Origin of the sequence: Hafnia alvei, assembly GCF_900095695.1 — a bacterium.
GTDB lineage: Bacteria > Pseudomonadota > Gammaproteobacteria > Enterobacterales > Enterobacteriaceae > Hafnia > Hafnia alvei_B.
In genome coordinates, this window is sequence record NZ_FMIQ01000030.1 from 1 (window position 1) to 12,690 (window position 12,690).

Sequence of the window (12,690 nt, forward strand, 5' to 3'; positions counted from 1 at the left end):
TTCGTTCCTTTTCCCTGACACGGAAAATAACAGGAACAAACTGACATCAGACGAATGCTGATGTGAGAGAAAGAATCGGTGGAGCGGTAGTTCAGTTGGTTAGAATACCTGCCTGTCACGCAGGGGGTCGCGGGTTCGAGCCCCGTCCGTTCCGCCACTTATTTATGTTATGCCTGCTTGATGAATGTAGGGATAATAGTAAGCGTTCTTTAGGGGCGTAGCTCAGTTGGTAGAGCACCGGTCTCCAAAACCGGGTGTCGCGAGTTCGAGTCTCTCCGCCCCTGCCATACAAATAGCCTTCCGCTTGCGGAGGGCTTTTTTGCGTTTTAGCGCAGAAAAAAGCCTTAAAATTAATACTTTCCCTTCAGCAATATTCCAAAATGCCTACATAAATGTTCTAAGTTGTTGGGGCAATTTCATACTATCGCCCCCAACACTGGCGCATCTACAATGCCCCAAAAATTACTTTGGCTGCTCTAGATGATAATTTATCAACGACTGCGTTAAATACTTAATCTCTTCTTTCCTGTCACTGTTGTGGAGCCACACGGCGTATATTGGTCGCGTTAGGGCTTCCTGCGAACTATCCACTTGGAAGTGATGTGGATGCCAATGAGCTGGGAAAAATGCTCTTCCTCCTGCTTGGTTCATGACCTGTTCGGCAAGCGCTATCGAGCTAGTAGTTAAAATCGGGGGATTATTGTTGCTAGTGAGCTGTTCATCAAAACGAGCAAAATCTGCCCCCCATTCTAAGCGAATATAGGGAAGATCGTCGGTTGCTGTATCTCCTGCGGTTGTAAGAAGTTGCAGTGTAAACTCGCCAACTTTTTTCTGTTGATAGCTCCTCCATCTTTGGGATTTCTGTTGTTATCAGTAGGTCTAGATGGCGCTCATGCAGCTGTCGAACATGAGTATGTCTTTGCCCAATACGGGCTTCAAGCAAGAGTTCGGGCTTATGTTTATAGACGCCTGATAGCCAGGAAATAAGTAGCGATTCCCACATCATTGCTGGAGCGCCAATCGATAATTCTTTGTGCTGCCGGCTCTTGAGAACTTCTTTTTTAGCCAATAGCCATGTTTCCATTAGTTTTTCTGCGTAGGGTACGAGTCGTTCTCCTGCCTCGGTTAGCTGAATATTGTTGCGGTGGCGAGTGAAAAGATCCGCTCCAACTTGTGTTTCAAGCTGACGGATACGAAAGCTAACTGCTGATTGTGTTAGATAAAGGGTTTCAGCGGCTTTACCAAAGTGTCTTGTTCTGCTCACTTCTAAGAAGGTTTTTAATAATTCGCTATCCACTGTCTCTCCAATAAAAATATTAATCATGATGATTTAAATGTTTTGTTTTACACGTTGTCAAGCCTAACTAATACTCCGCGCCATAAGTGGTACAGCAATAAGAAAATTTAGGAGTGTGTCAGATGGCGGAAAGCTTCAGCACCAATCATCGTTTTTTTGACAATAAACATTATCCTCGTGGTTTTTCACGCCACGGCGATTTCACAATTAAAGAAGCTCAGGTACTTGAGCGTTTCGGTTACGCGTTTAACGAGCTCGATTTAGGAACTCGTGAGCCACAGACCGAAGAAGAACAGCTCTTTGTCGCTGTATGCCGCGGTGAACGTCAGCCTGCGACAGAAGCTGAGAAGATCTGGTCGAAATATATTGCACGCATTCGTCGTCCTAAGCGTTTCCACACCTTATCTGGCGGTAAACCGCAGATGGATACGGTGGAAGAATATACTGATAGTGATGACTAAAAACTCGGGGCCTTTGGGCCCCGTTTTTTATTGCAATGCCTGATGGAGATGTTGGATTAAACGGTCCATGGAGCGGTAGCTGAGTGCTTCAGCAATATGAGCTCGGTTGATGCTGTCACTTTGTGCAAGATCGGCAATCGAGCGAGCAACTTTTAGTATTCGATGCCAAGCTCTTACCGACAATCCCATCTTCTCGAGTGCTTGTTCCAGAAATGCCGCATCTTCTTGAGACAGTGAGCATACTCTGTCCATCTCCTTCCCTGCCAAATGTGCGTTGAGCTTTCCTGAGCGTTGATACTGTCTTTCTCGCGCTAAACATACTCTTTGGCGAATAACCTCGCTGCTTTCTCCAATGCGTTTTTGGATGCTAAGAACGCCTGCGGGTAACAGAGGCACCTCAATAGATAGGTCAAAACGATCTAAAAAGGGGCCTGATAAGCGAGATAGATATTTGAGTATCTGCTGTGGCGGTGTACGAGCATGAATACCTTTGTAATGTCCTGTCGGACTTGGATTCATTGCAGCAACTATTTGTACTTTTGCAGGAAAAATGACTTTCGCGAGTGCTCTAGAAATGCAGGCTTCACCAGACTCAAGTGGCTCGCGCAGAGCATCCAGTACACGCCGCTCAAACTCAGGCAGTTCATCTAAAAATAATACGCCGTTATGCGCGAGAGAAATTTCTCCTGGTCTTGGTAAAGATCCGCCTCCAATGAGTGCTGCCATTGAAGCGCTGTGATGTGGGGTCCTAAATGGCCGCTGATAGCAAGATTGCCCCGTGGTTGATTGATGTACCAAACTGGCAACCGCCGCGCTCTCTAAAGCTTCTTCGGTGGTTAACGGTGGCAATATGCTATTAAGACGGCTGGCTAACATGGTTTTTCCGGTTCCGGGTGGTCCCAATAACAGTAAGTTATGCCCGCCAGTGGCAGCGATTTCTAATGCTCTGCGCGCCTGTTCTTGGCCAATAATATCCCGCATATCCTTCGTATTTGGGGATAAGGATGATAGTTGGGACACCTTCGGTGGTGGAAGCTTTGAGTCGCCGCTGAGGAAATCACAAACGTGAAGAAGATGATTGGCAATGAGGTGGGGCTGTTGTTCTCCAAGTAGGCCAAGCTCTTCCTCATTTTCCTCTGGCGCGATTAATTTGCGTTGATGATGCTGAGCAGCCATGGCTGCTGGTATCGCGCCCTGAATGCGCCGTAGCGCGCCTGAAAGACCTAGTTCACCTAGCAACTCTAATCCTTCCACAGAAGTCGCGCTAAGTTGCTCAGAAGCAATCAAAATGGCGATAGCGATGGGAAGATCGTAACGCCCCCCCTCTTTGGGAAGATCTGCGGGAGCCAAATTCACCGTGATACGTTTTGCTGGGAAAGTAAAACCGCAATTTATGATGGCGCTTCTCACGCGGTCTTTAGCTTCTTTCACCGTCGCTTCAGGTAGACCTACCAACGTAAAGCCGGGAAGACCGGTGCTAATGTGCGCCTCAACGCTCACTGCGGGTGCCTGCACGCCGATTGCTGCACGAGTATTAATTATCGCCACTGACATAGTCACCTCCATGTTGGAGGCATCATGTGACGAATAGGAAATGGTGTCAGAACGAGATACTGGCTTTGTGTCATTGATTCCAGCATTTCGCTGTCTTGAACAGGATAGTTGACTTAAAACTGCGAGCTGGATTTAGTGTTGGCAACAAAAATTAACATTTAACATACAATATTTAACAAAGATAGCATGCTAATTATTTTGGCCCTGTCGCCAAGAGGGTTATATTTAACATTAGTAATACAAAATGGCATCTTGCATAACAAATAACAGGTTGTGTCGCTGTCTCTAATAAAAATGCTAATAAAAACGCCTCATACTCTACGGTAGGGAATTCATTATGTTTGGTTGGTCAAGCCAGCAGCGTAACGTTGCTATTGCGAGCTTCCTTAGTTGGACGCTCGATGCCTTCGATTTTTTCATCCTCGTATTTTTACTCAGTGATATTGCCAAGGCTTTTAACGTTGGCATGGAAGAAGTGACGCTGGCGATCCTGCTGACTCTGGCCGTTCGCCCTATTGGTGCATTGCTGTTTGGTCGAGCGGCCGAGAAGTATGGTCGTCGGCCGATCTTGATGGTCAATATTCTCTTCTTTTCGATCTTCGAATTACTCTCCGCCGCAGCACCGTCTTTGACCACGTTCTTAGTGCTTCGAGTGTTGTATGGCGTGGCTATGGGCGGTATCTGGGGGGTTGCATCATCTTTAGCGATGGAAACTATACCAGACCGCTCACGCGGATTAATGTCCGGGATATTTCAGGCCGGTTATCCCTTCGGCTATCTGCTGGCTGCGGTGGTATATGGTTCATTGTTTGAAATTGTCGGCTGGCGTGGCATGTTTGTGATTGGCGCTATCCCGATTATTTTATTGCCATTTATTTACTTCAAAGTACCCGAATCACCGGTTTGGCTGGCGGCTCGTGAGCGCAAAGAAAGTACTGCACTTCTTCCCGTTTTGAAGAGTCACTGGAAGCTTTGTATTTATCTTGTTTTATTGATGGCTGCGTTCAATTTCTTCAGCCACGGTACGCAAGATATGTATCCGGCATTTTTGAAAATTCAGCATGGTTTCGATCCTAAAACCGTCAGTATCATCGCTATTAGCTACAATATCGCGTCAATTATCGGCGGTGTGTTCTTTGGCGTATTGTCTGAAAAAATAGGTCGTAAAAAAGCAATTATTATTGCGGCGACACTGGCCTTGCCCGTTATTCCTTTGTGGGCGTTCTCTGGAGGCTCGCTCATGCTAGGCATTGGCGCATTCTTGATGCAGTTCATGGTGCAGGGGGCTTGGGGCGTTATTCCTACCTATCTTAATGAGCTAGTTCCAGCCAATACTCGTGCGGTGCTGCCAGGGTTTGTGTACCAACTGGGTAACTTGATTGCTTCGGTGAACGCGACGCTTCAGGCGACGATTGCTGAAAGTCATGGGCAGAACTATGGTTTGGCGATGGCGATTATTGCGGGCAGTGTTGCAGTGGCAATCATTGTGCTGATTTCTTTTGGTCGAGATACTCAAGGAGCCTCTTTAGGGAGAAAAATTTCGCCAGAGGAAACCACAATAAAATGATTTTAAATCATATCTTTGAACGTGATTTGAGCCGTTTTTGTTTATTGGTTACGCAAAAAAATTATTGTCAGACTGCAAAGAACTGTGATAACTCTTTAAGCATTAGCTCAGAAGACAACAGAAAAAACTATTTATGAAAACTCTCGTCCAAGTACTCAGCCTCGTCGTGATTAGTGTGGTGGTGATTATTATCCCACCGTGCGGGGCAGCACTTGGACGAAGAAAGGCTTAAAAATCAGGCCTGAATCAAACGAGAACCCCCGCACCGAAAGGTCCGGGGGTTTTTTTTCGCAATGAAAAAGTGATGGGGAACAGAAAATGGCTAACAGAATAAAATCCTGTTGTCCCAGTAAAAGGGCGGGGAATTAAGCTATGAATGGAGCGCAGTGGGTAGTACAAGCGTTGCGTGCACAGGGTGTTGATAAAGTTTTCGGCTACCCTGGTGGCGCAATCATGCCGGTATACGATGCATTGTATGACGGTGGTGTGGAACACCTACTGTGCCGCCACGAGCAAGGCGCTGTGATTGCCGCCATTGGCTATGCCCGCGCCACGGGCAAACCAGGGGTGTGTATTGCCACTTCAGGCCCTGGCGCAACCAACCTGATTACGGGGCTAGCGGATGCCATGCTGGATTCTGTTCCCGTGGTAGCCATCACAGGGCAAGTGGGTTCTGCCCTGATTGGTACCGATGCTTTTCAAGAGATTGATGTTTTGGGGCTGTCATTGGCATGTACCAAACACAGTTTCTTAGTGGAGTCATTGGATGCTTTGCCCGGCATCATGGCTGAAGCTTTTGCTGTAGCGATGGGCGGGCGTCCGGGCCCTGTCTTAATCGATATCCCTAAAGACATCCAGCTGGCCGAAGGTGAGCTGGCTGCGCATTTGTCTGCCGTTGCCGAATTAATGCCTGCCTGTGAAACCGGCTTGATGCAGGCGCGTGAGCTGTTAGCTCAGGCTAAAAAACCAATGTTGTATGCCGGTGGTGGCGTTGGGATGGCACAGGCAGTTCCCGCATTGCGTGAATTCGTTAATGCAACCGGTATCCCTACGGTAGTGACGTTAAAGGGCTTGGGAGCGCCAGATCCTCATCATCCATGTTATTTAGGGATGTTAGGCATGCACGGCACCAAGGCCGCGAATCTGGCCGTGCAGCAATGTGATTTATTGATTGCCGTAGGCGCTCGTTTTGACGATCGCGTCACCGGCAAACTTAATGCTTTTGCCCCTCATGCCAAAGTTATTCATATGGATATCGACCCTGCCGAGATGAGCAAGCTGCGTCAGGCCCATGTTGAGCTGTGCGGCGATTTAAATCGTATGCTGCCAGCGCTGAGTCAGCCGTTGAGCATCGGAGAATGGCAGTATGACGTTATCAGCCTGAAGGCTGAGCATCCGTGGCGTTACGATCATCCCGGTCAGGCTATTTATGCCCCGCTGTTCCTGAAACAGTTATCTGATCGCAAGCCCGCCAGTGCGGTTGTGACAACCGATGTAGGCCAGCACCAAATGTGGACTGCACAGCATATGCAGTTTACTCGTCCAGAAAATTTCATTACCTCGAGCGGTTTAGGCACCATGGGATTTGGTGTCCCTGCGGCTGTCGGTGCGCAAATGGCGCGTCCAGACGATATGGTTATCTGCGTCTCAGGCGATGGCTCTTTCATGATGAACGTGCAGGAATTAGGCACCATCAAACGTAAAAAACTGCCGGTAAAAATAGTTTTGCTGGATAACCAGCGGTTAGGCATGGTGCGTCAATGGCAGCAGCTGTTTTTTGACGGGCGCTACAGCGAAACCAACTTATCCGATAACCCTGATTTCTTAATGCTGGCCAGTGCTTTTGGCATTGCAGGCCAGCGTATTACCCGTAAAGATCAAGTCGACGCCGCACTGGATGCGCTGTTAAACAGCGAAGGTCCGTACCTGCTCCATGTCTCCATCGACGAATTAGAGAATGTCTGGCCTTTAGTTCCGCCGGGCGCAGGCAATGAATCTATGATGGAGAAAATATCATGATGCAGTTAACATCCTTGCAACATCAATTAGCGATCCAGGCACGTTTCCGCCCAGAGGTTTTAGAGCGGGTACTCCGCGTTATCCGTCACCGTGGCTTCCAAGTTTGTGCTATGAATATGGCTCAGATGTTGGATTCAGACAGTGTGAACATTGAATTAACGGTGTCTAGCCAGCGTCCAATCAACCTGCTTTCATCGCAGTTGAGTAAATTGATGGATGTTGCTTGCGTTGAAGTGCAGCCGCACGCGGCTCACCAACAAGCGGCCGGTTAGCCGTCTGCGCTGGCACTAGAAACGAATAATATTAATTAAATATCGCGCATCAGACGCAACAAGGAAAAAAGAATGACCACTAAGAAAGCGGATTACATTTGGTTCAATGGCGAGATGGTTCCATGGGCAGAAGCTAAAGTACACGTTATGTCTCATGCTCTGCATTACGGTACTTCTGTGTTTGAAGGCGTGCGCTGCTATGACACCAATAACGGCCCTGCAGTTTTCCGTCACCGCGAACATATGCAGCGTCTGCGCGACTCCGCCAAAATCTACCGTATGCCTGTTTCCTACAGCGTTGATGAACTGATGGAAGCCTGTCGCGAAACCCTGCGCAAAAACAATCTGACCAGCGCTTACATTCGTCCATTGGTCTTTGTGGGTGATGTGGGTATGGGCGTTAACCCACCGGAAGGTTACAACACCGATGTGATTATCGCTGCATTCCCATGGGGCGCCTATCTGGGTGCTGATGCGCTGGATCAAGGCATCGATGCACAGGTTTCTTCATGGAATCGCGCTGCGCCGAATACGATTCCAACGGCGGCAAAAGCCGGTGGTAACTATCTTTCTTCCCTGTTGGTGGGTTCTGAAGCACGCCGCCATGGTTATCAGGAAGGTATTGCTCTGGATGTTCATGGCTATGTATCTGAAGGTGCGGGTGAAAACTTATTTATGGTGAAAGACGGTGTGATTTTCACTCCGCCATTCACGTCGGCGGCACTGCCGGGCATTACGCGTGATGCGATCATCAAGCTGGCGAAAAATGCCGGTTTTGAAATTCGCGAGCAGGTGATGTCACGTGAATCTCTGTATCTGGCAGACGAAGTCTTTATGTCAGGCACCGCCGCTGAAATTACTCCGGTACGTAGCGTAGATGGCATTCAGGTGGGAATTGGTCGCTGTGGCCCAATTACCAAACAGATTCAAGAAGCGTTCTTCGGCCTGTTCACGGGTAAAACTGAAGACCAGTGGGGCTGGCTGGATTTAGTCAACGCGAAGTAGTTGAAGTGACAGATAGGGTATTAACCAAAATATAACCTCGGAATATGTCGGGTTGCAGGCAACAAATGCTCAGCAGCTCGGAACATGACGAGGACAAGTCGGGCGGTTCGTTCCCGCCCGCATAAATAGATAAAAGCCTGAACACAGGCTCACGCTGGAGTGAATTAAACATGCCAAAGTATCGTTCCGCAACAACCACACATGGCCGTAATATGGCGGGCGCTCGCGCATTATGGCGAGCAACGGGAATGACAGATGCGGATTTCGGTAAGCCGATTATTGCCGTAGTTAACTCGTTTACCCAGTTCGTGCCGGGCCATGTTCATCTGCGCGATCTGGGCAAATTGGTTGCAGAGCAGATCGAAGCTTCTGGCGGCGTAGCCAAAGAATTCAATACCATTGCGGTGGATGACGGCATTGCCATGGGACACGGTGGGATGCTGTATTCCCTGCCTTCGCGTGAGCTCATTGCGGACTCCGTAGAGTATATGGTGAATGCGCACTGTGCTGATGCCATGGTATGCATTTCCAACTGCGACAAAATCACCCCAGGGATGCTGATGGCATCTCTGCGTTTGAATATTCCGGTGATCTTTGTTTCCGGCGGCCCGATGGAAGCGGGTAAAACCAAATTATCTGACCAGATCATTAAACTGGATCTGGTGGATGCCATGATCCAAGGTGCAAACCCGAACGTCTCAGATGCTGACAGCGAGCAAATTGAGCGCTCTGCGTGCCCGACCTGTGGCTCCTGCTCTGGGATGTTTACCGCTAACTCCATGAACTGTTTAACCGAAGCGCTGGGCTTATCCCAACCGGGCAATGGTTCTCTGCTGGCGACCCATGCAGACCGTAGAGACCTGTTCCTGAATGCAGGCAAACGCATTGTAGACCTGACTAAGCGCTACTACGAGCAAGATGACGACCGCGTGCTGCCGCGCAATATCGCTAACAAAGCGGCGTTTGAGAATGCGATGACGTTAGACATTGCTATGGGTGGTTCTACCAATACCGTTCTGCACCTGTTGGCTTCTGCTCAGGAAGGTGAAGTTGATTTCACCATGACGGATATTGACCGCCTGTCGCGCAAAGTGCCTCATCTGTGCAAAGTGGCGCCAAGTACGCAGAAATACCATATGGAAGATGTGCATCGCGCAGGCGGTGTGATTGGTATTTTGGGGGAGCTGGATCGTGCGGGGCTGTTGAATCGCGAGGTGAACAACGTTCTGGGCATGACGCTACCTGAAACACTGGCTGCTTATGACGTGATGGTCACAGAAGATGAAAGCGTCAAAAAGATGTATACCGCGGGCCCTGCGGGTGTCCGTACCACCAAAGCCTTCTCGCAAGAATGCCGCTGGGATTCTCTGGATACTGACCGCCAAGAAGGCTGTATTCGAACCCGTGAATTTGCCTATAGCCAAGACGGTGGATTAGCCGTGTTGTATGGCAATATCGCGGAAAATGGCTGCATCGTGAAAACCGCCGGTGTGGAAAAAGAGAGCCTGATTTTCCGTGGTCCAGCGAAAGTATATGAAAGCCAAGACGCGGCGGTAGAGGCTATTTTAGGCGGTAAAGTGGTGGCGGGTGACGTGGTGGTTATCCGTTACGAAGGCCCGAAAGGCGGCCCTGGGATGCAAGAAATGCTGTATCCAACCACCTATCTAAAATCGATGGGATTAGGTAAAAGCTGTGCCCTGATCACCGATGGCCGCTTCTCTGGAGGCACATCTGGTTTGTCGATCGGGCACGTTTCGCCGGAGGCGGCGAGCGGCGGCATCATCGCATTGGTGCAAGACGGTGACATGGTTGATATCAATATCCCACAGCGCGACATTAAATTAGACGTTGCCGAAAGCGAACTGACGAGTCGTCGTGAGCAAGAGCTGGCGCGTGGCGATGCAGCATGGACACCGAAAGCGCGCGAGCGTCAGGTATCCTTTGCGCTGCGAGCCTATGCGATGTTGGCGACCAGTGCTGACCGTGGCGCTGTGCGTGATAAATCTAAGTTGGGAGGCTAATCATGACTTCTCCGGCAAATATGCAAAAAGAAGTGCTTCCCAGCCAGCCCTGCGGGGCTGAATACCTACGCGCAGTACTTCGAGCGCCGGTCTACGAGGTCGCGCAGGTCACTCCGTTGCAGACCATGACGAAACTGTCTGAACGCGTCGGCAATACCATTTTAGTAAAACGCGAAGATCGCCAGCCCGTACATAGTTTCAAACTGCGTGGTGCTTACGCGATGATCGCAGGCCTTGATGAAGAGCAGAAATCTCACGGCGTTGTGACGGCATCAGCGGGAAATCATGCACAAGGTGTGGCGCTTTCTGCTTCACGCTTAGGCATCAAATCTACCATCGTTATGCCGGTTTCAACCGCTGACATTAAAGTGGACGCGGTACGAGGTTTTGGTGGTGAGGCCGTGCTGTATGGTGCGAACTTTGATGAAGCCAAAGCCTATGCCATTGAGTTAGCCAAAACCAGAAATCTTACTTTTGTTCCTCCTTTTGACCATCCTGCGGTTATCGCTGGTCAAGGCACTTTGGCCATGGAGTTATTGCAGCAAGATGCTCATTTAGATCGCGTATTTGTCCCCGTCGGCGGCGGTGGCTTAGCCGCTGGCGTGGCCGTGCTGATCAAACAGCTGATGCCACAGATCAAAGTGATCGGCGTTGAAGCGGAAGATTCTGCCTGTCTGCGTGCCGCACTGGATGCGGGTCATCCGGTGGATTTAGCTCGTGTCGGGTTATTTGCTGAAGGCGTGGCGGTTAAGCGCATCGGCGATGAGACTTTCCGCCTGTGCCGTGAATATCTAGATGATGTGATCACCGTGGATAGTGATGCGATCTGCGCTGCGGTAAAAGATCTTTTCGAAGATGTGCGTGCGGTGGCTGAGCCGTCTGGCGCCTTGGCGCTGGCCGGGCTGAAAAAGTATGTTCAACAACACCAGATTCAGGGCGAACGCTTGGCTCATGTGTTGTCTGGGGCGAATCTTAATTTCCACGGCCTACGTTACGTTTCTGAACGCTGTGAATTAGGTGAACAGCGGGAAGCGCTGTTGGCCGTTACCATTCCTGAGCAGCAGGGGAGTTTCCTCAAGTTTTGCCAGCTGTTAGGCGGGCGTGCGGTAACGGAGTTTAACTACCGCTACGCCGATGCGGATAATGCCTGCATTTTTGTTGGCGTACGCTTAACGCGTGGCTTGGTGGAGCGTCAGGAAATTTTGGCGCTGCTGCAAGAGGGTGGGTATCAGGTTGTAGACCTTTCCGATGATGAAATGGCGAAGCTGCACGTACGCTATATGGTCGGAGGCCGCCCGTCTAAGCCACTACAAGAGCGTCTTTATAGCTTTGAATTTCCTGAGTCGCCGGGTGCATTGCTGAAGTTTTTGAGCACTTTGGGCACCCATTGGAATATTTCTCTTTTCCACTATCGTAGTCATGGTACTGATTTTGGGCGCGTTCTTGCCGCGTTTGAACGTGCAGACAGCGATCCGAATTTCGAATCGCGCCTACATGAACTGGGCTATGAATGCCACGATGAAACCGATAATCCGGCGTTTCGTTTCTTCTTAAAAGGCTAATTGGCGATTGCATTCTGGTGGCTATAACAGCTGCCAGAATGCATGAATGAGCGGTTCTTCTAGGCGTTTTTTCTGTACACAAACGCCGAGTTCAAAAGGTGCCACCATCGCAACGTGGTCGAGTTCGGTAATACGTGCGCGAATAGATTCTGGGCTGTTATCTAAAACCACATCGGGTAACAGTGCGATGCCACAGCCAAGAGCGACCATCGACACAATCGCTTCGTGGCCAGAGACGGTGGCATAGATCTGCGGATTGCTGATTTTCTGTCTGCGAAACCAGAGGTCTATTCGCTGACGCGACGGACCATGTTCCGGCAGGATAAACGGAATTTGCGACCAGTCCGGCTGCTCGACGAGCGCTAGCGTTCGGACATGACACGGAAGCGCTGGTGCAATCAAGCGCAGCGGTATCTCACCAATTTTGGTGAACTCAATGCTGGTGGGCAGCGTTTCTGGTCGGCCAGCGATGCCGAGATCGGCTTCGTCTGACTGTATCTTACTGACGGCATCGGCGGCGTCACCGGTCGTGAGCTTGATTTCAACCAGCGGATGTAACGCTCGGAAGCGATCGAGGACAGAAGGTAAATGGCTATAGGCTGCGGTCACCGAGCAGAACAGACGCAGTTCGCCAGTTAATGCAGGGCCTGTTTGACCGAGAGCGTTACGCAACTGCTGATATTGCAACAGCGTTTGCTGAGCAAACGTTTTGAGCTGCTCGCCTGCGCTGGTAAGGCGTACATCGCGGTTATCGCGCAGAAAGAGCGGTTGCCCGAGTTCATCTTCCAGTCGTTGTATTTGGCGAGAAAGCGTGGAAGGACTCACATGTACCGCCTGTGCGGTGCGGCCAAAATGGCGCGAGTCAGCCAGATGAAGAAATAATTTTAAGTCTCGAAGATCCATGGGTGATTTCCGCTCATTACGTTGCAAGA

At 49.9% G+C, this 12,690-nt stretch carries 10 protein-coding genes, 2 tRNA genes and 1 pseudogene; 10 read left to right on the forward strand and 3 right to left on the reverse strand.

What is annotated here, in order from left to right; all coding sequences use genetic code 11:
* The first annotated feature begins 80 nt into the window (after nt 1–80).
* Nucleotides 81–157, forward strand: a tRNA-Asp gene (locus tag BN1044_RS08720).
* 54 nt (nt 158–211) lie between these two features.
* Nucleotides 212–287: transfer RNA gene (locus BN1044_RS08725), tRNA-Trp, on the forward strand.
* A 175-nt stretch (nt 288–462) separates the two neighbouring features.
* On the opposite strand, the pseudogene hdfR reads toward BN1044_RS08725, so the two are convergent.
* Nucleotides 463–1,297 (reverse strand): annotated as a pseudogene (gene hdfR / locus BN1044_RS08730) (HTH-type transcriptional regulator HdfR).
* Between the two features lie 122 nt (nt 1,298–1,419).
* On the opposite strand from hdfR, the gene BN1044_RS08735 reads away from it, so the two are divergent.
* The gene (locus BN1044_RS08735) at nt 1,420–1,758 is read left to right on the forward strand and encodes a MaoP family protein (protein ID WP_025802063.1); all 339 of its coding nucleotides are present in this window, start codon (nt 1,420–1,422) and stop codon (nt 1,756–1,758) included.
* Nucleotides 1,759–1,785: 27 nt separating this feature from the next.
* On the opposite strand, the gene BN1044_RS08740 is transcribed toward BN1044_RS08735, so the two are convergent.
* Nucleotides 1,786–3,312 (reverse strand): YifB family Mg chelatase-like AAA ATPase, encoded by a 1,527-nt coding sequence (locus BN1044_RS08740; RefSeq protein WP_072308362.1) that lies wholly within the window; start codon nt 3,310–3,312, stop codon nt 1,786–1,788.
* 337 nt (nt 3,313–3,649) lie between these two features.
* On the opposite strand from BN1044_RS08740, the gene BN1044_RS08745 reads away from it, so the two are divergent.
* The 7 genes from BN1044_RS08745 (at nt 3,650) to ilvA (ending at nt 11,758) form a co-directional block, all read left to right on the forward strand.
* Entirely contained in the window at nt 3,650–4,879 is a 1,230-nt protein-coding gene (locus BN1044_RS08745; RefSeq protein WP_072308363.1) for an MFS transporter, read from the forward strand.
* A 133-nt stretch (nt 4,880–5,012) separates the two neighbouring features.
* Nucleotides 5,013–5,111, forward strand: a complete 99-nt coding sequence (gene ilvL / locus BN1044_RS08750) for an ilv operon leader peptide (protein WP_071778685.1) — start codon at nt 5,013–5,015, stop codon at nt 5,109–5,111.
* Between the two features lie 140 nt (nt 5,112–5,251).
* Nucleotides 5,252–6,898: an acetolactate synthase 2 catalytic subunit gene (gene ilvG / locus BN1044_RS08755; protein ID WP_072308364.1), complete on the forward strand. Its 1,647-nt coding sequence runs from the start codon at nt 5,252–5,254 to the stop codon at nt 6,896–6,898.
* Nucleotides 6,895–7,170, forward strand: coding sequence for an acetolactate synthase 2 small subunit (gene ilvM, locus BN1044_RS08760; protein WP_080723891.1), 276 nt, complete (start codon nt 6,895–6,897; stop codon nt 7,168–7,170). Before ilvG ends, ilvM begins: the two co-directional genes overlap by 4 nt.
* Before the next feature lie 72 nt (nt 7,171–7,242).
* Nucleotides 7,243–8,175: a branched-chain amino acid transaminase gene (locus tag BN1044_RS08765; protein WP_025802071.1), complete on the forward strand. Its 933-nt coding sequence runs from the start codon at nt 7,243–7,245 to the stop codon at nt 8,173–8,175.
* 170 nt (nt 8,176–8,345) lie between these two features.
* A complete protein-coding gene (gene ilvD, locus BN1044_RS08770) occupies nt 8,346–10,196 on the forward strand; it encodes a dihydroxy-acid dehydratase (RefSeq protein ID WP_072308365.1) in 1,851 nt (616 codons plus the stop codon).
* Nucleotides 10,197–10,216: 20 nt separating this feature from the next.
* Entirely contained in the window at nt 10,217–11,758 is a 1,542-nt protein-coding gene (ilvA, locus tag BN1044_RS08775) for a threonine ammonia-lyase, biosynthetic (protein ID WP_072308383.1), read from the forward strand.
* Between the two features lie 21 nt (nt 11,759–11,779).
* On the opposite strand, the gene ilvY is transcribed toward ilvA, so the two are convergent.
* Complete coding sequence (gene ilvY / locus BN1044_RS08780) at nt 11,780–12,661, reverse strand: HTH-type transcriptional activator IlvY (protein ID WP_046450415.1); 882 nt, start codon at nt 12,659–12,661, stop codon at nt 11,780–11,782.
* Nucleotides 12,662–12,690: the final 29 nt, after the last annotated feature.

Excerpts from the sequence above, each read along its gene's own strand:
- ilvY (WP_046450415.1), bottom strand. The coding sequence starts at position 12,661 with ATGGATCTTCGAGACTTAAAATTATTTCTTCATCTGGCTGACTCGCGC.
- BN1044_RS08745 (WP_072308363.1), top strand. The coding sequence starts at position 3,650 with ATGTTTGGTTGGTCAAGCCAGCAGCGTAACGTTGCTATTGCGAGCTTC.
- ilvL (WP_071778685.1), top strand. The coding sequence starts at position 5,013 with ATGAAAACTCTCGTCCAAGTACTCAGCCTCGTCGTGATTAGTGTGGTG.
- ilvM (WP_080723891.1), top strand. The coding sequence starts at position 6,895 with ATGATGCAGTTAACATCCTTGCAACATCAATTAGCGATCCAGGCACGT.
- ilvG (WP_072308364.1), top strand. The coding sequence starts at position 5,252 with ATGAATGGAGCGCAGTGGGTAGTACAAGCGTTGCGTGCACAGGGTGTT.
- BN1044_RS08765 (WP_025802071.1), top strand. The coding sequence starts at position 7,243 with ATGACCACTAAGAAAGCGGATTACATTTGGTTCAATGGCGAGATGGTT.
- ilvA (WP_072308383.1), top strand. The coding sequence starts at position 10,217 with ATGCAAAAAGAAGTGCTTCCCAGCCAGCCCTGCGGGGCTGAATACCTA.
- BN1044_RS08735 (WP_025802063.1), top strand. The coding sequence starts at position 1,420 with ATGGCGGAAAGCTTCAGCACCAATCATCGTTTTTTTGACAATAAACAT.
- BN1044_RS08740 (WP_072308362.1), bottom strand. The coding sequence starts at position 3,312 with ATGTCAGTGGCGATAATTAATACTCGTGCAGCAATCGGCGTGCAGGCA.
- ilvD (WP_072308365.1), top strand. The coding sequence starts at position 8,346 with ATGCCAAAGTATCGTTCCGCAACAACCACACATGGCCGTAATATGGCG.